Source organism: Chitinophaga pinensis, from assembly GCF_007896845.1.
Taxonomy (GTDB): Bacteria; Bacteroidota; Bacteroidia; order Chitinophagales; family Chitinophagaceae; genus Chitinophaga; species Chitinophaga pinensis_C.
On sequence record NZ_VOHS01000002.1, the window covers coordinates 281,785 to 305,017 of the forward strand.

Sequence of the window (23,233 nt, forward strand, 5' to 3'; positions counted from 1 at the left end):
TCACTCTGTTATTCTGTTACTTTTGTCCATACAACCCATTGAACAATAACTTAAAAGTACCATGTGACTGTCCGCGGAAAGTTATTTCCGGCCCAAAAGCATACAGCTTCCCCTTGCCTACGGATGCCTCAAAAGCAGCCACACCATCCTTCAGATACGACTGTCCCCAGGCCCAGCCGCTACGCAAAGGCTTATCTGTGGTAAACCAGGCGATCGGATGTACTCCTTTGGAAGCGGCATCATTGTCCAATCTGAACACCGGACTATTATCAAAATTGACATCACCTACAGCCGGCATACCCCAGGCGGCCCGTTGTGTACTGTCAAACGCTACCTGCAGAATACTACCCGGCACGAAATACTTCGTTCCCGGCAAAGACTGTTCTTTACCATCTTTTCCCTTCTCTACCAATGCGTTATGTACAGGCAAACCCAGATGGTACGCCAGATTGGTACTGCTGCCAATCGTTATAACGGTACCGCCTGCTTCCAGAAATGCTTTCAGCTGAGGAATCGATGTGTCTTTCGAAATACGCCCCAGCATTTTCCGGTATTGTTCCGGAATATCAGCTGCCTCTGGCTGCGTCTGACGATAACCATACCGGTTATTCTCTTCACCTCCCACCGGCGGAATAGCCCTTGTCACAAATACAATCACATCATAATGCTCCTTTAGCGTACCGGCATCTATATCTTTCGGATACACCAGACTGAAAGGGAAATGATACTGTTCCATCATCCAGCGGATCCAGCCTGAAGGCATTGAACCACCATAGTTATCCCACAACGCGATGCGTAAAGGCATAGCTTCAGTAGCCCCTTTCGGACGTTTCTTCACCACTTTTGCGGCTACACCCCATTGCGCAGCAGCCGTTTTCAGAATATTATCTGCCTGCGCACCTGCCGGAACAAAGAAAGTACCGGGTGCAATCCCATCCTGTCCCTCAGAAAGGCGATAAACCTTTACGCCCGCTTTCATGAGGTCATTCACAGTAATAAAAGCATTATTCACCTGCGCACTTAACAGATAACCTCCGCTGGTAGCCGGTGTAAAAGATAAAACAGAGGGTGATTGCAACTCCCCGTAAGGCAGTTTCTCGAACGGTCCGCTGAAGTCGTCCAACACACGATCATATTTTACACCCATCTGAAAAGCGAGGGTCCACCCTGCCGCATCATAAGGACGGACAGGGGGGCCTCCCGGATATTGGAAGTCATTAGGATGATCCTGTGGTTCAAACATATCCAGCACATGCGGACGAAAAGCCTGATTCGTACGTACGATATAAGACCCCGCAGGATATTGTTTACCGGCCACTGTAAAAGCAGCAGTCGCTTTCTGCACACCAATGCCCGCTTTGATCAGGGCATTCACAAACCTGACAGCAGTAGCGAAATCAGGTTGATCAGCCGGGATGACGTAACCCCGTGGATCTCTTTCTGCAGGATTCTTATACACCGCATCATAATATTGCATACCAATACTACTGCCTCTTCTCATCCAGCCATAGGGATCACTGCCATCATCTTTGGTCGTATCATTCTGCGCCTTTTTATAGGCAGCAGTAATAGCATCGGCCCGTTTAGGAGACAATGTCCATGAATCCGTGTTACCCTTATCAATGGCATTCTTACCCATCTTATAAATATTGAACAATACCTCATCCCGCTGACGGGCAGCATAGTCCAGTACAGCATAGTTCAGTGATACCGAATAATCAATGGACGTCCTGAAGCGCCAGTCTCCTGTCGGTCTTACCGGATTAGGCGTCGCACCATTAGGAATCAGACGCTGCGGCACTACAGGTATTTTCTCCGGTGTCGGATTACCAATGATCTCCGTCAGCAAACCTATCATGTTATGATACTGTGTCGTCGTACGGAGACCACCATTATACCAGGTAGAAAAACTGGACCCGTTCAATCTTGTATAACCGGGCTTGTCTTCCACATTCAGCCGGTTATACATGGCAGCACCCAGTGCATCAATACCAGTGATCATCAGCGGATCAAAGAAATAGTTGAAAGGATCGCGATACGGAGGCCCTGCCAAAACAGAACCTTCCGGCCCGCGTTGGTGATGATTATACATGATCTGCGGCATCCATTCAAGGAATAATTGTTTTCCCATGTTGGCGCTTTCTTTCATGTTCATGATATAGAAATCACGATTGTTATCGTGCCCTATATACTTCTGATATAATACCGGCAATTGATCTGTCGAACGTTTCAGAGTATCTGCATTCCGCATATACCAGCTACTGGTAAGTTCCTGTCCGTCAGGATTTGCATGCGTCATGAGTATAATGACGTTATCGAGTATACGCATTGTTTCGGGGTCATTCCTGCTGATCAGCTGCCACGCTGTTTCTATCAGCTGATGTGTACCTACGACTTCCGTCGCATGCAATCCTCCGTCAATCCATACAACGGCCTTCCCCTTCTCAGATAAATCCTTTGCCTGCTCTGGTGTTAAACCTTCTGCTCTGGCCAGCTGCTGCGATATCTTTTTATACTGCTCCAGTTGTTTGATATTCGCCGGAGAAGAAATTACCAACATATATTGATGCCGGCCTTCTTCTGTAAGTCCGATATCTGTCAGCTTCACTCTGTCAGATGCTGCCAGTTTCTGAAAATAAGCAGCCGTCTGTGTATAAGTCGCCAGCTGATAGTCATCTCCGATATTAAAACCGAAATGCTGTTTGGGTGATGGCACAGTCTGGGCCTGTAGTGCTGAGTGGGCAACAATGCCAGCCATCAGCAACCAACCCTTTAAGGTATATCTCATAGTCTCTATTTTTTACGGTAATCCAGTGCAGGTTCTCTGTTACCCAGCATGGCTTCATATTTAAAAGCAGGTCCCTGTCTCGTTTTCAGCTCCTCTTTAGCGGTTGTTAATACAGCAGGATCATTGAACAGATCATAAGCTGTAAGGGCAATCGTTTTGGCTGCAATCATCATCCCTTTCGCACCAATACTGGTACCGGCTGCTGCCACATTCTGCCAGCTATGCCCGGAAGATCCCGGTACAAAGGTAGCCGTAGAAATACCAGCAGTCGGTGTTACCCAGCTTACATCCGCCACATCTGAAGAGGCGCCGCCACGGATACCCGTTTCAATGACGAAAGGCTGTACAGTACTGGTCGTCTTATCCAGATCGGGCAATTTTGATTTATCTACTAAAGTGGATTGTATCTTTTGTGCGAAAGCTCTTTCTTCAGAGGTGTAAACATATCCTCCCACCTGTCTGAGATTCGTATCCATTATTCTGGACAATGCCTCATTCGGCAACATGTTATACACACCACCAATCACTTCATACTTCATCGTCGTACCCGTTCCCATGGCTGCACCTTCTGCGGCTTTCACCAATCTTTCCCACACATCCTTCACTACCTGCATATCCGGATGCCGTACATAATAATACACTTCTGCAAAAGCTGGCACCACATTCGGCGCGTCGCCTCCTTTCGTGATCACATAATGAATACGCGTATGATCAGGTACATGCTCTCTCATCATATTGACCATGAAATCCATCGCTTCCACTGCATCTAACGCAGACCTGCCTTTTTCAGGGGCACCTGATGCATGTGACGCAGCTCCATAGAAACGGAACTTCGCATTCTTGTTGGACATCCATGGATAAGTGGCAGCGGAATTATCATTGCCGGGATGCCAGTGCAATACAGCATTCACATCATCAAATAATCCTGCTCTTACCATGTATACCTTACCTGAACCGCCTTCTTCCGCCGGACAACCATATACCCTGATCGTACCCTTTCCATTATGTGCTTTCAACCAGTTCTTTACACTCACTGCTGCGGCAACAGATGCTGTACCAAACAGATTATGACCGCATCCATGTCCGGCACCTCCTTCCTCTATTGCATGTTGCTGCGGCTCATCTGTCTGCGACAAACCGGGTAATGCATCATATTCAGCCAGTATGCCTATCACCGGCTGACCACTACCATAACTGGCTACAAAAGCAGTAGGAATACCAGCAATCCCTTTCTTTACCGTAAAACCTTCCTTTTCTAACACAGATTCCAGTAAAGCGGAACTCTTCTCCTCCTGATAACCTACTTCTGCATATCCCCAGATCTTTTTTGAGATGTCTGCATAGGTAGCGGACTGTTTATCAAGATAAGCGGTGATCGCCTGTTTGTCCTTGTCCTGCGCAACTGCCAGTACAGGCAAACAACTTAATAAGGGAATGATCAGTTTTCTCATTTATACAGTTGATTGAACAGTAATTTGAATGTACCGTGCGACTGACCACGGAACGTGATTTCCGGGCCAAATGCATACAGTGTTCCCGCTCCTACCGGCACAGCGAATGCCGCAATACCATCTTTCAGATATTGTTGTCCCCAGGCCCATCCACTATGTAATGGCGTCGCCGTAGAGAACCAGATCAGTTTACGCATACCTGCGCCAGCAGCCCCATTGGTAAATCTGAATACAGGACTTCTGTCAAAATATACATCATTCTTCGCAGGCATACCCCAGTTCTCCGCTGCTGTGGTATCAAGATCTGCAATCAACAGACTACCCGGTATATAATATTTTGTACCCGGTAATGGCTTCAGTTCACCTTTCTTATTCTTCTCTGTCAACGCGTTTTCTACAGGCAGTTTCAGATGATAAGCCAGATTGGTACTGGTACCGATCGTTACGATCTTTCCACCTGCTTCCAGAAATTGTTTTAATTGTGGGATAGACGTATCCTTGTTGATCCTGCCCAGCCATGGTTTAAATTCATCTGATAACTCCTCAGGCTTTGGCAATTTACCAAACCAGTAATCACTCTTCTTAGGTTTGCCCGTATCAGGAATAGCTCCTGTCACAAAGATCAGCATGTCATATTTCTTACGCAGATTACCTTTATCCACCTCCTGTGAATAAAGAAAGTCATAAGAATAATGATACTGTTCCATCAACCAGCTTAGCCATCCCGCAGGAATAGAACCACCATACGTATTCCATATACCAATGCGCAAAGGCGACACTCCTTTCAGCTTAGCAGGCACAATATCTGCCGCACTCACAACAATACCCAGTTCCGTTGTTGCCTTACTCAGAATACTCTCACTCTTTGCACCCGCCGGCACATAGAAAATACCTTTATCAGTACGGGATACTTTAACACCTGCTTTCAGCAGATCATTCACCGCAATAAATGCATTATTGGCAGCAGGATCAATCAAATAACCTTTCTTCACAACAGGTAATGTTGTTGATAAAGGTGATTCTACCTGTCCGTAAGGCAATGCTGTAAGTGGTCCGTCAAAGGCGGTCAGTATACGATCAAACTGCACCCCCATCTGATAAGCGAGGGTCCATCCGGCAGCGTCATAAGGACGGATCGGCGGTCCACCTGCATACTGGAAATCATTAGGATGATCCTGTGGTTCAAACATATCGATTACATGCGGACGAAAAGCCTGCGCAGTCTTTACGACATAAGAACCCGCCGGATACTGTTTACCATTTACACTGAAGGTAGCGTTTGCCTTGTGAATAGTAATACCGGAACGACTCAGAGCATTGATGAATTTCACAGCAGTAGGAAAGTCCGGCTGATCTGCGGAAATAATATACGCGCGTGCATCCCGATAATCAGGATTCTTCAATACACCTGCATAGTATTTAGTCGCGATGGTATCTTCTCTTCCGAAAGAAAACTCTCCGCCGCCTGTCTCTCCCTCTGTGGTAGAATCATTCTTTTTATCAAATTTGTAGGCTGTACGAATAGAGTCTACATAACGGGGATAAAAGGTCCAGTGGTCAGCGCTACCACGCTCGATACCATTCTTACCCATCCGGTAAATATTAAACAACAGCTCACTTCTGTAACGTGCCGCGTAATCTAACACAGCATAATTCAGGGATACAGAATAATCTATCGACTGACGGAAATGCCATTCCTGCGGCACAATCGGATTGGGTGTTGCACCATTGGGAATCAACCTGTCAGGTACTAATGGTACCGTCTCAGGTGTTGGTCCGCCGATAATTTCTGTCAGCAGTCCAATCATGTTATGAAAGTAAGGTGTAGTACGCAGCCCTCCATTCCACCAGGTGGAAAAAGTAGATCCGTTCCGTTGTGTATAACCGGGTTTATTCTCTGCATTCAGCCTGTTATTCATGGCTGCGCCTACAGCATCTATACTTGTTACTATCAGAGGATCATAAATGTGATTGAAAGGATCACGGTAAGGAGGTCCTGCCAATACAGAACCCGCAGGGCCGCGCTGATGATGGTTGTACATGATCTGCGGAATCCACTCAACAAATAACTGCCGGCTGATATTCTGACTCTCCTTCATGTTCATCATGTAGAAGTCCCTGTTATTATCATGGCCTACATATTTCTCATACAGACGGGGAATATTCAATGCTCTTTTCTTCGGATCTGTCGTCCGCATATACCAGTTGGACACCAGTTCCTGTCCGTCAGGGTTTGCATGTGTCAGCAGGATAATATCATTCTGCAGAATATTCATGGTCTCTGCATCTGTACGCGTCACCAACTGGTACATGGTTTCAATCAGCTGATGCGCACCTACTGTTTCTGTAGCATGTAATCCACCGTCTATCCACACCACTGCTTTTCCTTCTGCAGATAATTGGCGGGCTGTTTCATCCGTCAGGCCTGCAGCATGTCCCAGCTTCTGTGAGATGTCTTTGTAGCGGTTCAGCGCCTTGATGTTTTCAGGAGCAGATACGATCAGCATATACTGATGACGTCCTTCTTCTGTCATACCAATATCCACAAGGGCCGTACGATCAGATGCAGCCAGCTTCTTAAAATAAGCTTCCGTTTGCGTGTAAGTGGCTAACTGATAATCATCACCAATGTTAAAACCAAAATGCTCCTTTGGAGAAGGCACTGTCTGTGCCAGGGCCGTAGCTGCAGATAATAGCAGCGACAGCATACCGTAGAATTTTCTTGCCATAAGTCAGTTTTACTGTTTCTTGAATCTGACACCTACTCTGCAATCACCGGGTTCTCCACGTGATTCATCGCATATATTGTTGAAGAATGTGACTATTCTGCGGCCATCTTCCAGGTTGAGTATAAACTTGAAGAGAAAATAGTCATTTACTGCTACAACTCCAAGCGATACATTATTCATCTCCGCCAATTGGGCTGCTGTAAAGGAATACGATTTTGGAAAGGTTGTCACCGTCTCATATAGCTTATCCTTTGTACCGATAATACTCGGTAAAGGGAACTGTGCAATGTTCGGATATTGATTACCCGGAGAAGAAATCACCAGCGGATAAGCAGGTACACTGGACTCTGCTTTATTATAACTGCTATACACTTCAATGGACTTCACAACTGCCTTATCAAAGCCAGCCCAGTTGAGTGAGAAGGCAAAGGTCTGATCGGCGAGTGCCGGATCATTGAGATTGAAGAAGGCGACTTTACCCGCCTGTCTTGTTGGCAATGCTGTTTTTGTCGTATCGATCGTTACAACAGGTACAGCGGTATATTCATATTGCTCCCATTCATAGTCTGCCTTTTTACACGAATTAATCCCTGCGTAGATGATCAGTATAGCTATTATCAGATATCTCATGTGTTATAATTTTGCGTGATAGTTATTTATCCCAGAATACAGGTGTTGTCTGCTGCGCGATTTGCAATGCACCGGCATTCTCTCCCAGACTTGTATTGGCAGATAATTCTGTCTGCGAATAGTATAGTCTCAGCGGGAAGGAGTTCAGCGGCGATAACGGCGCACGTAATACCGGCAAACCTGTTCTGCGATAATCATTATAGGCCTCCATACCATTCCCGTAACAGGCAATGTATTTCTGCGTCATCACCATATTCATTTTACCTGCTGCATCAGCCGCATCATAGGCTGTCAGCAGTTTACCCACAAAACCATTGATTGCAGCAGGCGATAAGGCCACTCCTCCGTTAGCAGCACCATAAGTACTGATATTGTTCAGATGAGCAGTGACCCCATCTGCAAAATTCTGTCGTGCATCATCACCTGTATTTAACGCAAGCGCAGCTTCTGCACGGATGAGTTTTACCATCGCATTGGTCAATAAGGGTATAACACCTGCACCTGTACCATCTGAAGTGGCTACTACCTTTAATGTTGCTGTAGCGCCCGTGTTGCTCAGATAACTATAGGTGTCAGGTATGTTGTTGATGAGTGCATTATCATATAAACCACCAGCAGGAAAGACACCAAAAGTAGAACGTCTGTTCAGATCAGCCGGAGCAGCAGTACCATCACCCGGGTTACGTCCATAGTATCCATTACTGTTTGTAGAGTTATTCAGACCAGCTGTAGCATTCTGCCGATAGATAAAGTAACGCAGACGTGGATCATCATTATTGAACAGCAGATCTATAAACGACTGACACATATAGAAGTTCTTGCTGGACTGATATTCTGACCGATGCCACGGATGACGGTTGTTAGGATTTTGCGCTGCACCAAACCTGAATGTGTAGTCAGTAGTATTGGAATTGGTCGTACCTCCTATCAACGTAGCGGGATTACTGATCAATCCCTGAATAGCCGTTGTCGATCTTGCCGGATCAACCAGTCTTATCTGGTTGTATAACTTTAATTTCAGTGAATTCGCCAGACTAACCCATGAGGTTTTCAGTCCGTTATAAATCATATCTGCACTGGAAGGCACCAATGTAGTCGCTGATACTTTCCCTGCATCCTGTAAAGCTTCTTCTATCAATGTCAGTACATGCTCATAGATATCCACTCCTTTATCCAGCGGCGGACTCACAGTCTGTTGTCCTTTCTCAGCTTCCGAATAAGGAATATCTCCCCACATATCTACCATGAGACTCACCAAATATGCCTTTTCTATTTTTGCAATGCTGACATAGCCCCATTCCTGTTGCGCTGTTCCACTGGCAATAATGGATTCAAGGTCATTCAGCGTCTGACTGTAAAAGCCATCCCATGGATCATCAAAACTGGTACCCTGCTGCTGATAACGACTCAGGTCACCAGAAGATACCATGTGTTGCATGAATGTAGATGTACCACTATTCAGTTCGTACATGTTAGCAGCCATAGATACTTCTGTAGATGGCAGCAACAGGGACAGCTGCGCTGTAGTCGGGTTATTGGGATCGGTGTTAATATCGACAAACTTATTACAGGCGCCTGTTATCAGTGCAAAGCTGCTTAGCAGTAATGTATATGTTGTATGTTTCAGTTGCATAATGAAGTCATTTGAGTGATGAATATCCCTTATCAGAAGGAGCACCTTAAATTGACACCGAATCTCTTGGTAGTAGGTACTGACAGGTTATCATATCCCTGTGAGTTACCCACACCCAATGAACTTACTTCCGGATCGAAGTTGCTGTACTTAGGGAAGTTAGGCGCGTTGTACCAGAGGTTTCTGCCGGACAGTGATATGCTGGCTGAACCAAACGGCGTATTGCCAAGGAAACTCTTCGGGAATTCAAAAGCAAGCGAGACTTCACGTAAACGGAATACGGTCGCGTCAAAAACAGAACCTTCATTCACACCACCGGGGCCCATACCACCATTGAAGAAATGGTCTTCATAAGAGATGGCAACATTGTTGGGGATCTTCTGTCCGCGTTCATCTTTTAGTGCCGTTAGTGTATTGATATCTCCCAGTACACCCGGTGACACTATCTGAAACTCACGTTCTTCTGTGTCTCTTGTCACACCGCGGGACATCATTTGTCCGACTGTGTTGGAATACATTTGTCCACCTTGTTTCCAGTCAAACAATACATTGAGTGTAAGACTTTTGTATCTGAAGGTATTGGCAATACCAAGGATAAAATCAGGGTTGGGATTACCAATGGCCTTCAATGCACCTGATACCAGCGGTTTACCGGAGCTGGGATCGATCAGTATATTTCCTTCCTCATCACGCGCATAGGCAGTACCCTGTATCAGGCCATAAGGCTGGCCTACAATATGTACGCTGCTTGTACCATTGGTACCACCATAACTAAAGCTTTCATATCCACCGAGATCTTTGATCATATTCCGGTTGCGGGTAAAGTTGGCATTGATATCCCAGTTAAACCCATTGGCGGTTTTGACAGGTACCGCTGTAAATCCGATCTCAATGCCTTTATTGGTCGCCTCTCCCAGATTCAGTATCTGTGTGGTATAACCGGAAGAAGGTGCTGCAGTCACTTCAAATATCTGCGAAGTACTACGCTTGTTATAGTAAGTAAAGTCGATCCCGATACGGTTATCGAAGAACTGTAATTCACCGCCTAATTCCAGTTCAGTAATGAACTCAGGTTTAAGATTACTATTGGTCAGCAGATTGGATTGCGTAACGATATTATACGTAGCCCCATTGGCAGGTGTAAAAGGCAGGCCTACATTGGAAGGCGTTGTGCTTCCCCCCAGTATCGCATTGATCTGATAAAAGTTCGCTGTCTGATAAGGAGAAGCTTCATTACCTACCCGTGTATAACCTGCCCTTACTTTACCAAAGTTGAGGATCTCCTTGTTCAGATGTAATGCCTCTGTAAAGACCAGTGAACCATTCACACCACCATAGAAATAACTGCGGTTATTAGCTGGCAATGTTGATGACACATCATTACGTCCTACCAGGTTCAATGAAGCAAAGTTCTTGTAGTCGAATGTGATATCTGTAAAGAAAGCGTAGTATCTCTGCTTTAACAGATTCCTGTTATTAGTCAGTTGTACACCTGTCACAGAACTGGTATTATTCATATCATGCAGATCTGCTACAATGATATTATCACCGTAAAAAGCTTTCCTGTCTGTCAGGCGCTGATTCACGTTATTACCAAGGATGGCGCGGACAGAGATATCAGGCGTCACGGCATGTGTCGCTGTTAATAACAGGGTGTTATCCAATTCCTGTCTGTAGATATTATCACTGGTGATGCTACCGTTTGCATAGGATGCAGAACCTTTTCCTCTTACACTGAGTCTTCTGTCAGTATAGGCGTTGAAGCCGATGGTATTCTGCACGTTGAGCCAGGGGAAAGGGTCAAAACCTACGATCAGATTACCGTAATAACGGTCTACGTCACTTTTACTCGGACTATGTTTAACAGACCAATACGGATTATCCACACCCGTATAATCATATACGTTACTACCATCTATCGGATTCTCAAAGGGATAATTAGTAAGGTCGTAGCTGGTTGGTACATACATCAATGTAGACATGATAGAACCAGTCAATCCGCCGACCGGTGGTGTTTTCTGACGGGTGGTCACATAGTTGATCGAACCACTTGCATAGAATTTATTTTCAAGACGGATATTCCCGCCGATATTGACAGAAGTACGTTTTATTTCGTTGCCCGGTACAACACCTCTGTTATCTGTATTTGAGAAACCTGCATTAAAGTTTCCTTTTTCACTACCAGAAGAAATGGTGATGGCATTCTCATATACACTACCTGTTCTGAAAAAGTTTTTAGCATTCTCTTTAGCATAAGATCTGTAAGGTACCTGTATAGGAGTCACACCATCTGCTTCATAAAACGTAGGAAATACAGCAGACGTGAATTGACGGGTAAGTTGATGCGGGATAGTGGAGCGGGTAGGCAACATGCTGCTGACACCTTCATATGGCTGGCCCCAGGAAGCATATACACCTTGTCTGTAGTCATTATTTGTTCCTTGTCCGTAGCGCGTCTGATATTCCGGCAAACCGGCTACATCTTCAATTGCATAGGAAGTATTATAAGTGATCTCAGTGCCTTTACGACTTTTCTTCTTACCAGCTTTCGTGGTGATGATGATAGCACCATTGGCGGCTCTTGATCCGTACAAAGCAGCTGCGGCGGCACCTTTCAGTACCGTCATGCTCTGTATGTTATTGGGATCGAGATCGAAAGCACGGTTTGTTACACCTACACCACCAACAGAAGAAGAGCCCACATTGGCAAAACTGGAATTATCGAATGGAACACCATCTACGACAAAAAGCGGCTGGTTATTACCATTCAATGATGAGTTACCACGGATAGTGATATTGGTGCCACCACCTGCTACGCCACCTGCTGATTGTATATTCACACCAGCTACCTTACCGGTCAATGCACGTACGGGATCGGGTTCAGATTTCTGTGCCAGCTTTTCAGCACCAACGGTGCTGACAGAATATCCCAGACTGTTCTTCTGACGTGCGATACCAGCGGCTGTTACAACGATATCGTGTAATTGCTTTACGGCAGCCTGCAGTTTAATGGTGCCTGCCTGAGCTGCACTGATCTCTGTAACATGGTAACCGATCGCTGTAATAACGAGTGTGGCGCCCTGTTTTACTTTTAGGGTAAATGAGCCATCACCTCCTGATGTGACGCCATTACTGGTACCTTTCTCAACAATCGTAGAGCCGGGGAATGGATCACCGCTCTCACTGAATACTTTTCCTTTAATCACTGTGTCTGCAGCAGGTGCAGGCAATGATGACATATTGCCTTGTTCACTTTTCTCTTTCAGGATAATAAAATCTTCATTCACGACATATCTGATATCCAGTCTGCCCAGTACTTTATCCAGTACTTTGCCCAGTTCTTCTTCTTTAGCGGTGGCTGTAACTTTCCTGTCCATCGCGATATGATCAGAACTGTATACAAACTTTACATCGGTTTTAGAGCGGATCTGGTTCAACACCATTTTAAGGCTCATATCGTCAGCCTGCAAAGAGATCTTTTTGTGCAGGATATTCTGTGCACAGACATGCCGGATGCCTGTAAAAAGCGTCACCACAGTTGTCAGCGAAGTGATAATGACGGATTTGTTCACAAAAGCATGTGTCTTTACATTTTTGCGCATAGGCCTGTTTTCTTTGTTAGATTTCTGGTTGAATGAGACAAAGGAATTCCCTTACCACGCTTTCACGTAGCATTACAGGGGTTATCATTTTCAGCAGAGGCGCCGGGCTTCTGCGTTATCTTTTACGGTTTGTTTTTCTGATCATAGGCGATTTTTTAGTGTGATACTTCCTGATTTTGGTTGAATTACAGTTCATAGTTTTATTTTTTTGCTCGTAGTGATACCATCTTATCATTGATCCTTATGTCCAGGTTGAGTGCCTGGCTGATCATCTCCATTGTGTGTGCCAGTGATTGGTCGGTCATGTCCGCTGTAATGACATTATTTAGAATAGCGGTATCTTCCAGGTTGATCTTAACTTCGAACTTCTTTTCTATCTTTTGTATAACACTATGCATACTGGCATCATTAAATGCCATATCGTACTCAGTGCCATTTATAAACTCGTGTATGTCTTTCCGTGATGGATGTACATTGACTACGGATGCTTTCTTTTCAGAATACACGATACTTTCATTGGTATGTACGACCTGCTTCCGGGTCGCATCTGAACCGACTACCACAGCGCCGGTCAGCACAGATATAGACACTTCTCCCTGTTCATTACTACGAATATTAAAGCTGGTGCCCAATACTTGTGTGGTCAATGATCTGCAGCTGACAATAAACGGTCGTTTCACATCTTTACTGACCTCAAACAGGGCTTCTCCTTCCAGCGTAACGGTACGTTCATTGTCTTGAAACTTTGCGGGAAAGATCAGTTTACTGTTCCCTTTCAACCATACGATACTACCATCTGACAGGATCTGTTTTGTAATGTATCCTTTGCTGTTATAAGCATAAGTCGTTCTATGTGGTGCGACAACATCCAGAATACTTTTACGGCAGATATAACCTGTCAGTACAATAGCTGCTATACCTGCGGCGATGGCCAGTGTACGTTTATAGCTGACAATACGTGCTGTCTCAGGCGGCTCCTGTATACGTCGGGTCAGCTGACTGAACATCGCTTCTCTGGATGCTGACAATGCTTCTTTATCCAGACTTTCAAATGCGGTCTTATCCTCCATAGCATCCAGCCAGCCTTCGAGGCGTTCTATTTCCTGTTGATTGAGGAGGCCTTGGGTATATCTGTCCAGTAGATGTTTAAATTCCTTGTGATCCATCAGTATCTGAGGCTTGTTTTAGTGTACGACAGCAGCACCTTGCTATATATATGTAAACTGAGAAAGACGAAACACCTACTGCAAACCAAAAAAATCTAAAAAAGCCAGAAATATTCCCGGAAAGCCAGTCTCAGATGCTTCAGGGCTTTGGTCAGATGGTTTTCCACCGTTTTGTGAGAGATATTAAGGGCAGCGGCGATGTCCTGAATGGAGCGGTGTTCATTCCGGCTCATCCGAAATACCTGCTGGCATTTTTCGGGCAGGCGGGAGACTTCTTTTTCCACTGCATTTGCCAGATCGGCATAGGTCATGTACTCTTCATTCGAATTGTCCTGTAATTGCTCATTATAGCGGGAAAAAGCACCCGCATAGGTTTTCCGTACCTTATCGGCTTTCATGTAATTGAAGATCTGGTATTTAACAGCCGTATAAAGATATGCAGAGAGTGTTTGTGTCAGCTGTAGCTCTGCCCGTCTGTTCCAGAGGGAGAAGAATACCTCCTGAACAATTTCTTCCGTTATTTCCTTTGATTTCAGGCGATTATACACATAGGCATATAATAGTGGCCAGTACTTGTTATAAATGCACTCGTAGGCGGCCATGTCACCTGTCTGCAACAGGTCAGTTAACTCTGCATCATCATATGTATTTAAATTTCTGATAATGTAGATTTTTAGCGATCCGAAACTTGGTTGATACTATAAACTAACAAAAAAAAGTAAAGAAATCATAGCACAAACTGAAAATATTCTCTATTTCCCATCAAAAACTACTACTTCTAAGTAAGTCACTACAACATGCATTCAACAGAAATATGGAAATTTGCTACTATACAGGCATAAAAAAAGACGGTAACAGGTGTTACCGTCTTTCCATATAAGCTGGTGCTCAGGCACATTTAGAAGTCGATCTTCGCAAAACAGATATAATTCCTGTTGATGCAGGGAATCAGTACCGAACGGGAGCTGATCTGCTTACCATAACGCGGCATCCATGTAAACCCTTTATCCAGATTACGGAGGGTCGGCTTACGGCTGCTCTTACCATCAGGTTGTACACTATTATCTGTGATCATGAAATTACGTCTGTCCAGTTCGTTGTAGAGGAAACGTAGTTCGCTGCCGATGTTGACCATCATATAAGACAGATACAGGTCAGAACCATCGTCATACTGGCTTTTATGTACGAAATTGCTCCACAGCAGGTTACCTTCATTATCCAGCGACAGTACGGCTACGTTGTCATAGTGATAACGGTCCTGAGAATTATAGTTATTATACCAGGGATTGTAGTAGAAAGGAGAGTAAGGAGAATAATAGTATGGCGTGTACATACCATAAGGGCCATACATATAATTCCAGCGGTTCCACGGTTGTGTACGGGAAGTGGTGTAGTAGGACTCCGCTGTTACGAGGAAGCCGCCATCTTTGGTATTGATGATCTTACGAATGAAGTAATCATTGAATGCAGCGCTTGTGGAGGCATCTCCTTTGGCATTTGACTTCAGTTCCGGCGTAAAGGTCACTTCCTTTTCGAACAGTTTCTGATTCTGGCCGTAATTGTACTTGCTAACGTACAGGCCCTCCACATTTCCTCTCTTCTGTTTATAATAAAAGGCGGTCACCAGTACATTATTGGCGTTATTATCCACCTTCATCTTCACTTCGTCGAGCAACTGTGTTTTAAGCTCCATAGGCACATAACTAAAGGAATCCACCACTGCTCTTTTCACAATCAGGCTGCCACTGACAATATAATCTCTGTTACTGGTACGTTCAAGTTTGTTGAACAGCAGATCACCTCCATTGGTCAGGTTAAAATTGCTGAGGAAGATCCTTTTATTTTCCATCGGCAATGATACCCTCGCATTATTGATCAGCTGAAAGGAGCTATCATAAAGGAAGGTATAGAAGACATTATCGTTTTCCTTATCCTGATTGATCTTGTAGACCATGATACGGTTTTTGTCTTCCGAATATTCTACAGAATAGACCTTATTGTCTTTGGTATAGAATCCGATGCGGGTAGAATCCACCATTACCGGTGCGCCGGTGAAATTGGCAGTACCATCCATCGTAGCACAGAAGCTGTATACAGCGTCCTTACGCTGGAACTGGTATATCATAAATACCTTGTCAGCATAGTTGATAAAATCTACACTGATCAGCTTTTTAGGCAGGAAATCAAGTTTCACCCTGTTTTTGAGTTGCAGGGCATTGTCATAGATAGAAATGGCATAGTCTCCCCTATCACTCTTGTACACCATGATGTTCCCTGACACCTTGCCGATGATTTCGAATTCCGTGCTTTTGTAATCGTCTCTTTCCAGGTCTGTATAGGTGACTTTCTGAGCCATGACAGCCCCACTCCATAACACCAGTAAAGCATAGAGATATAGAATGCGCATTATGTAAAATTTAAAAGGTTGCAAGTTTAGGATACTGAATTAACGGTAAATGGCTATAATTCATTGTGAAACAATCTCAGGAAAACGTGGAGCATTCCTGTATGTTGATACTAAAATACGTAATTAGGGCGTATGAATACGCAGGGCTGCGGTAATTCGTCATTCTCAATTCGTAATTTCTAGCCCTGAATGATGTAATTTTACTGTTATGGATACGGTCTTAATTACCGGCGGCACGGGTCTCGTGGGCCGGGTACTTACAAAACTGCTTACAGAGGTAGGTTATAGGGTCATAATTCTGAGCCGCCGCGCGGGACAGGACAATGATAATGAGCTTGTCAGTTATGCCCAGTGGGACCTGGCAAGACAGACTATTGATGAAACAGCTATACAACAGGCTGATTACATCGTACATCTGGCCGGAGCCAATGTAGCTGATAAACGCTGGACGGCTGCCCGTAAGAAGGAAATCATGAACAGCCGTACGCAAAGTGCTGCGCTTTTATATAAGGCACTGGAGAAGTATCCAAATAAGGTCAAAAAAGTGATCAGCGCTTCCGGTGCCGGTTATTATGGAGAAGATAAAGGCGGACCAGCCTTTACAGAAAAAGACCCTCCTGCCGATGATTTTCTGGGTACTACCTGTATTGCCTGGGAGAACGCGATCCTGAAAATGCAGGAGTTGGGGAAGAAGGTGGTCATCTTTCGTACAGGGATTGCCCTCAGCCTTGCCGGCGGCGCCCTGAAAGAATTCTATAAACCCTTACAATTGGGCTTTGCCACTATCCTTGGTAACGGAGAACAATATGTCAGCTGGATCCACATACATGATCTGGCACGTCTGTACCTCAGTGCGATTGTCAATCATGATCTGGAGGGTATATATAACGCTGCAGCGCCACACCCTGTACAGAATAAGGAACTGGTGATGACCATGGCGCAGGAAGCGAAAGGCAAGAGCTTCATTTCTGTACATGTGCCCACATTCGCCCTTAAACTGGCTTTAGGTGAGATGAGTGTAGAAGTACTTAAAAGCTGCCGTTTATCGCCTGCCAGAATACAGGAAACGGGCTTTGTATTCTCTTATCCGGATATTCGCAGTGCGATGGAAAAGATATTTCAGGAGAAAGAAGGTTAGCAGGAATAGCAGGCGTTAACCCGCAAGTATTTTCTTCATAGCTTCTGCCTTTAAGAGGCATTCTTCCCATTCTTTTACGGGATCAGCATAGTAGGTGATGGCGGAACCGGTTGTAAAGGACAGGTATCGGCTGCCGGCATTGTATAATATACTGCGGATCACCACATTAAAATCAAAGTCGCCTTCCGGTGTAATGTAGCCCAGTGCACCGGAGAATAGTCCTCTGCGGGACTTTTCGTATTGCTCTATCAGTTGTAATACACTCAGTTTAGGCGCGCCTGTCATAGACCCCATTGGGAATGCCTGACGGATCACTTCTGTAAAAGGCATACCTGCTTCCGGTATAGCCCTTACCGTAGAGATCATGTGATGTACCTGTGCAAAAGAATAGATCCCGAACAATTCCGTCACTTCCACACTGCCACGTTGAGCCGTATGAGAAAGGTCATTACGTACCAGATCAACCACCATCACATTTTCCGCCCTTTCCTTACTGTTCTGCTGCAATTCTTTGCGACGTTCTTCATCCGCTACCGGATTATCCGCACGTCTGATCGTTCCTTTGATAGGCTGGGAGATGACTTCCTGCCCATGCTTCTGCATGAAACGTTCGGGACTGGAACAGGCCATATACAGGTCATTGGTACGGTAATAGGCCGCAAAAGGAGAAGGCGAAACCTTATTCAGTTTTTCAAACAGTGAGAGCGGATCAACAATGATATCTTCTATAAAATTCTCACGACAGAAGTTCACTTCATAACAATCACCACGATGGATATGGTCCTGCAGACCTCTTACTGCGTCCAGGTATTGTTGTTTATCAAGGTGTGCCTGCACAGTACCATGGGGCGTATGCGGTGTTACATGTACTGACATCGCAGTGCATTGTGCATAAATATCCCTTGCCGCGTTTTCGTCCATATCCCATCCTCCTATACGTACTTCGTGACCACTTAAAAGCATGATAATACGCGGCCGGAAGAAGAACAGATCCGGGAAGTTGATACCGTCTTTGTTATGGGAAGATAAGCCCGGGAAGGTCTCATTTTTGAGATCATAGGCAAGGTGGCCAAAGAGCCAGTCCTTATGGGTCTGATGGTACTGAAGTAAAGAGGAAAAGGCATTACCGGCCTGACAGGAAAGCGTATCCAGCGCATCTGCGGCCAGCATAGCTTCGTTTTGGTGATAGATGGAAGCGTAGTTGTTATTATCCAAAAAACAGCAAATGTTGAACTGGTTGCTCCAATTCAACATTTGCTGTTTAAATAAGTTTGGATCATTAACCGGGAAACCGTAAAATATCCTGATAATGCTTGCTTTTAATGCTTAGAAATCGTCGTCGTCATCGTCAAATCCACCTCTGTCGTTGAACAGACCCATATCTTTGAATTCGTCGTCAATGCCCAGATCATCATCATCGTCTGCACTTTTCTTGCCAGGACGACCACGTTTGCTCTTAGGTTTAGGCATGTCGAATTCTTCGAAATCAGGATCATAGTCCTCGTCATCGCTTTTGCCCCAACTATCATCATCATCATCCAGATCCATATCATCCTCCTCTTCTACATCATCCTCCTCATCATCATCACCTTTCTTTTTGGACTTTGAAGCCGACTTATCTGATTTTTTAGAAGCAGCAGACTTACGGGGAGTTTCCTCCTCATCCAGATCTTCATCATCGTCCTCCTCTTCCTTCTTAGGCTTACTAGCAGCTTTAGGCGCTGCTTTCGTAGTCTTTGGAGAACTAGTCTTTTTGGTCTCTTTTTCGTTATCAGATTTTGATTTCATAATAGGTTCACTTAAGTCTTTAGCGTATTTCTTTTGCGTAAAGTTTTAACAGTTTTTTGTATTAGCCAAATTTTTTTTGCCGATTTTTTTCCGTAATTTTTTAAGCATTTTCCTGCTCTAAAATCTGATCACGGCCCGGTCCATTTGATACAAATTTCACTGGTACCTGCAGATAATTCTCTACTGCTTTTACGAATAATTTCATCTCGGCAGGCAATTCATTGAAATGCTTGCTTTTGGCTGCTGTTTCATCGCTCCAGCCTTTATGTTGTTCCCAGACAGGTTTAACTTCTGTTTCGTTCAGCTGATAAGGCATTGCTTTTGTCTGCTGACCATTGATTTCGTATGCAGTACATGCATATACTTCATCGAAAGCGTCGAGTACGTCGCTTTTGGTCATTACCAGCTGTGTAACACCACTCAGCATACAGGTATAATTCAGGGCCACCAGGTCAATCCAGCCACAACGACGTGGACGGCCGGTAGTAGCGCCAAACTCATTACCTTCTGCACGCAGTTTTTCACCGGTTGCATCATGCAGTTCTGTAGGGAATGGTCCACTACCTACACGGGTACAATAAGCTTTGGTTACACCGATCACTTCTTTTATCCATTTTGGTGCTACACCCAGACCGGAACATACGCCGGCGGAGATAGTACTGGAAGAAGTAACGAACGGATAAGTACCGAAATCCACATCCAGCATGCTACCCTGTGCTCCTTCAGCCAGGATTTTCTTGCCAGCCTGCAGTTTTTCGTTGATGAAGTATTCTCCATTCACGATGTTCATCTGCTTCAGGTAAGTTACCGCATCAAAGAACTCAGCTTCCCACTCAGCGATGTCTTTCGCAATTTCAGCTTTGATCTCTGCAGAGAAATCATAACCTGCCAGCAGGTGCTGATGTTTCTCTTTCAGTTTGGCATAACGCTCGTTAAAATCGCTACGCAGCACATCACCCACTCTCAGACCATTACGGCCTGTTTTATCCATATATGCAGGTCCGATACCTTTCAGGGTAGAACCGATCTTTTCGGCACCTTTAGACAATTCTGAAGCCTTGTCAAGGGCACGGTGAGAAGGAACGATAATATGTGTTCTTTCCGCAATAAAAAGGTTCTTTTTCAGATCTACGCCAAGGGCAGTGATCTTATCACATTCCTTTTTAAAAGTAACAGGGTCCAGTACCACGCCATTACCGATCAGGTTAATGGTATTTTTATGGAACACACCTGAAGGAATCGTATGTAATACTACCTTCTGGCCATCCACATATAAAGTATGCCCTGCGTTGGGTCCACCCTGAAAGCGGGCTATGACATCGTATTTACCTGCGAAATAATCCACAATCTTTCCTTTGCCTTCATCGCCCCACTGTAGGCCCAGCAAAACATCTACCATAAGAGTTGATATTGATTTTTGAAAACGAAGAGCAAAACTAAGAAAGAATTAGGAATTAGGAATTAGGAATTAAGAATTAGCTGGCTTAAAGGGACATTATTACTGAATTCCAGTCATGAATATACAAAAAAGAACTGCCGGCACAATAGTCCGGCAGTTAATTATATTGAAGTTCCTGAATATTAATTCCTGATCCTCAGTTCCTGATTCCTGACTGGCATCACTCGTCCTCCAGACGGCTTACCGACTGAATACCATCCAGTTTCTTCAGTCTTTCGAACAGTTCATCCAGTTCCTCCTTATCATGAACGAACACTTTAATAAGGCCTTCAAACAGCCCTTCGCGGGATTCGATGGTCAGACCGGCAATGTTTACCCGCAGTTCACCGGAAATAACGTTGGTGATCTTATGAATAACACCCACATCGTCCATTCCCACGATACGGAGCCCGGTCAGGAAGGAGATCTCCCTGTTCTTCACCCACTTGGTTTTTACGACCCTGTGACCATAGTTGGCCAGCAGCTGGGCGGCATTCGGACAGTTGGTACGGTGTATTTTAAGCCCTTCACTGGCAGTAATGAAACCAAAAACGTCGTCACCCGGGATAGGGCGGCAACAGTTTGCCAGCTTATAAGCGATCTTATCTGAGCTTTCCCCGAAAATGATCAGCTCCGCGTCTTTCTTGGCGGGGATCATATGTTTCAGGTGATCTTCAGAGATATGTTCCGGCTGTTTTAACGGTACCGGTTTAGGTGCTTCGAGTTTATCACCCAGTACATTGAACTGCTTCAGCTCCTTCAGATCGATGTTTTTGACAGCAATCTGATAATACAGGTCCAGCGGTGAAGGCTGCTTATAGTATTGCACCAGCTCATTGATATTGTGCTGGCTATTGGCAATCTTCATGTGGTCCAGCTTACGCTCCAGCACATCCTTACCATCCATGGCCACTTTACGCTTTTCTTCTTTCAGCGCATCCTTTATCTTGGATTTCGCCTTGGCGGTCAGTGCATAGTTCAGCCAATCCTCCGTAGGCTTCTGCTTGTTGGAAGTAATGATCTCCACCTGATCCCCGCTACGCAGCTTATGACTGATGGGGACCAGCTTGTAATTCACTTTGGCACCGATACACTTGTTACCCACCGCACTATGGATTGAATAAGCAAAATCCAGAGCGGTCGAATTAACCGGCAGTATCTTCAGGTCACCCTTAGGTGTATATACATAGATCTCTTCCGTAAAGAGGTTGCTCTTAAAGTCGGCCAGAAAGTCCAGTGTATTGGAATCCGGATTGTTCAGGATCTCCCTGATCTGGGTAAACCACTGATCAAATTTAGACTCTGTACTGGCACTCTGGGCACTGCCCTCCTTATAACGCCAGTGGGCAGCCAGACCTTTCTCCGCGTAATCGTTCATACGCTTGGTACGGATCTGTACTTCCACCCATTTACCCTGAGGTCCCATTACGGTCACGTGCAGGGCTTCATACCCGTTGGACTTGGGATTACTCAGCCAGTCGCGTGTACGCTCAGGACTCGGGTGATAAAAGTCTGTAATGATGGAATAAACCTTCCAGCAGTCTGACTTTTCCTTTTCCAGAGGAGAGTCCATGATAATACGGATCGCAAAGAGGTCATACACTTCTTCAAAGGTGACGCCCTTCTTTTTGATCTTATTCCAGATGGAGTGTATAGATTTCGGACGACCGAAGATTTCGAAGTTCAGTCCTTCTTCCTGCAATACCTCCTTGATAGGTTTGATAAACTCGTTGATATAACGGGTACGCTCACGCTTGGTTTCCTTCAGCTTTTTAGCAATTTCCCGGTAGGTCTGCTGCTCAGTGTACTTCATGGAGAGGTCTTCCATCTCCGATTTGATGTTGTACAGACCCAGACGGTGTGCCAGGGGAGCATAGATAAATACGGTCTCCGAAGCTATTTTGAGCTGCTTTTCACGGCTCATGCTATCCAGAGTACGCATATTATGCATCCTGTCCGCCAGTTTTATCAGTATCACTCTGGGGTCATCCGCCAGTGTGAGCAGTATTTTCTTGAAGTTTTCCGCCTGTGCGGTGCTTGTGTTAGAGTCGATAACGGTCGATATTTTAGTCAGACCGTCTACGATATGGGCTATTTCAGCTCCGAACGCTCTTTCTACGTCCTCCAGAGTGACTTCAGTGTCTTCCACGGTATCGTGCAACAAGGCACAAATCGCGGAACGTACACCCAAACCAATCTCTTCAACGCAGATCTGCGCTACAGCGAGGGGATGTAAGATGTATGGCTCACCGGATTTCCGGCGCATTTCCTTGTGTGCGTCAGCCGCCATTTCAAAGGCAGTACGCACCAGTTCGCGGTCTCCTTTCTTTAAACGGGGTTTGAGCGACTTCAGTAAAGCGCGGTAATGACGAACGATCTCTTTCTTTTCCTGTTCCTCGTCCAGATTATATTGTTTTACTACCACTGTTTCCATCAGCTATAAAGTTACAATTTTATTGCATA

14 protein-coding genes are annotated in these 23,233 nt (G+C 45.1%); 1 reads left to right on the forward strand and 13 read right to left on the reverse strand.

Features of this window, described 5'->3' with window-relative positions; all coding sequences use genetic code 11:
• Positions 1-16: 16 nt before the first annotated feature.
• The 9 genes from FEF09_RS03130 to FEF09_RS03170 all read right to left on the reverse strand — a co-directional run bounded on the left by FEF09_RS03130 (position 17) and on the right by FEF09_RS03170 (position 16,406).
• Positions 17-2,788 carry a M14 metallopeptidase family protein gene (locus FEF09_RS03130; RefSeq protein ID WP_146303659.1) on the reverse strand — a complete coding sequence of 924 codons (2,772 nt, stop codon included), beginning with the start codon at positions 2,786-2,788 and terminating at the stop codon, positions 17-19.
• A gap of 5 nt (positions 2,789-2,793) precedes the next feature.
• On the reverse strand, positions 2,794-4,239 hold the full coding sequence (locus FEF09_RS03135) for an amidohydrolase (RefSeq protein ID WP_146303660.1): 1,446 nt from the start codon (positions 4,237-4,239) through the stop codon (positions 2,794-2,796).
• Entirely contained in the window at positions 4,236-6,968 is a 2,733-nt protein-coding gene (locus tag FEF09_RS03140) for a M14 metallopeptidase family protein (RefSeq protein ID WP_146303661.1), read from the reverse strand. Before FEF09_RS03140 ends, FEF09_RS03135 begins: the two co-directional genes overlap by 4 nt.
• A gap of 9 nt (positions 6,969-6,977) precedes the next feature.
• Positions 6,978-7,598, reverse strand: coding sequence for a hypothetical protein (locus FEF09_RS03145; RefSeq protein WP_146303662.1), 621 nt, complete (start codon positions 7,596-7,598; stop codon positions 6,978-6,980).
• A gap of 22 nt (positions 7,599-7,620) precedes the next feature.
• Positions 7,621-9,231, reverse strand: a complete 1,611-nt coding sequence (locus FEF09_RS03150; protein WP_146303664.1) for a SusD/RagB family nutrient-binding outer membrane lipoprotein — start codon at positions 9,229-9,231, stop codon at positions 7,621-7,623.
• Between the two features lie 32 nt (positions 9,232-9,263).
• Positions 9,264-12,833 (reverse strand): SusC/RagA family TonB-linked outer membrane protein, encoded by a 3,570-nt coding sequence (locus FEF09_RS03155; protein ID WP_146303666.1) that lies wholly within the window; start codon positions 12,831-12,833, stop codon positions 9,264-9,266.
• A gap of 200 nt (positions 12,834-13,033) precedes the next feature.
• Positions 13,034-13,999 (reverse strand): FecR family protein, encoded by a 966-nt coding sequence (locus FEF09_RS03160; protein WP_146303668.1) that lies wholly within the window; start codon positions 13,997-13,999, stop codon positions 13,034-13,036.
• Positions 14,000-14,094: 95 nt separating this feature from the next.
• Complete coding sequence (locus FEF09_RS03165; protein WP_315898143.1) at positions 14,095-14,670, reverse strand: RNA polymerase sigma-70 factor; 576 nt, start codon at positions 14,668-14,670, stop codon at positions 14,095-14,097.
• Positions 14,671-14,897: 227 nt separating this feature from the next.
• Positions 14,898-16,406 carry a hypothetical protein gene (locus FEF09_RS03170; RefSeq protein ID WP_146303671.1) on the reverse strand — a complete coding sequence of 503 codons (1,509 nt, stop codon included), beginning with the start codon at positions 16,404-16,406 and terminating at the stop codon, positions 14,898-14,900.
• Positions 16,407-16,614: 208 nt separating this feature from the next.
• Between FEF09_RS03170 and FEF09_RS03175 the strand changes: the two genes are divergently transcribed.
• Positions 16,615-17,544, forward strand: coding sequence for a TIGR01777 family oxidoreductase (locus tag FEF09_RS03175; RefSeq protein WP_146303673.1), 930 nt, complete (start codon positions 16,615-16,617; stop codon positions 17,542-17,544).
• Between the two features lie 15 nt (positions 17,545-17,559).
• On the opposite strand, the gene FEF09_RS03180 is transcribed toward FEF09_RS03175, so the two are convergent.
• The 4 genes from FEF09_RS03180 to FEF09_RS03195 form a co-directional block, all read right to left on the reverse strand.
• Positions 17,560-18,759 (reverse strand): anthranilate synthase component I family protein, encoded by a 1,200-nt coding sequence (locus FEF09_RS03180; RefSeq protein ID WP_261387308.1) that lies wholly within the window; start codon positions 18,757-18,759, stop codon positions 17,560-17,562.
• A 111-nt stretch (positions 18,760-18,870) separates the two neighbouring features.
• Positions 18,871-19,332 (reverse strand): hypothetical protein, encoded by a 462-nt coding sequence (locus FEF09_RS03185; RefSeq protein WP_146303677.1) that lies wholly within the window; start codon positions 19,330-19,332, stop codon positions 18,871-18,873.
• A 100-nt stretch (positions 19,333-19,432) separates the two neighbouring features.
• Positions 19,433-20,731, reverse strand: a complete 1,299-nt coding sequence (locus FEF09_RS03190) for an adenylosuccinate synthase (RefSeq protein WP_146303679.1) — start codon at positions 20,729-20,731, stop codon at positions 19,433-19,435.
• Between the two features lie 220 nt (positions 20,732-20,951).
• Positions 20,952-23,204: a RelA/SpoT family protein gene (locus FEF09_RS03195; RefSeq protein WP_146303681.1), complete on the reverse strand. Its 2,253-nt coding sequence runs from the start codon at positions 23,202-23,204 to the stop codon at positions 20,952-20,954.
• Positions 23,205-23,233: the final 29 nt, after the last annotated feature.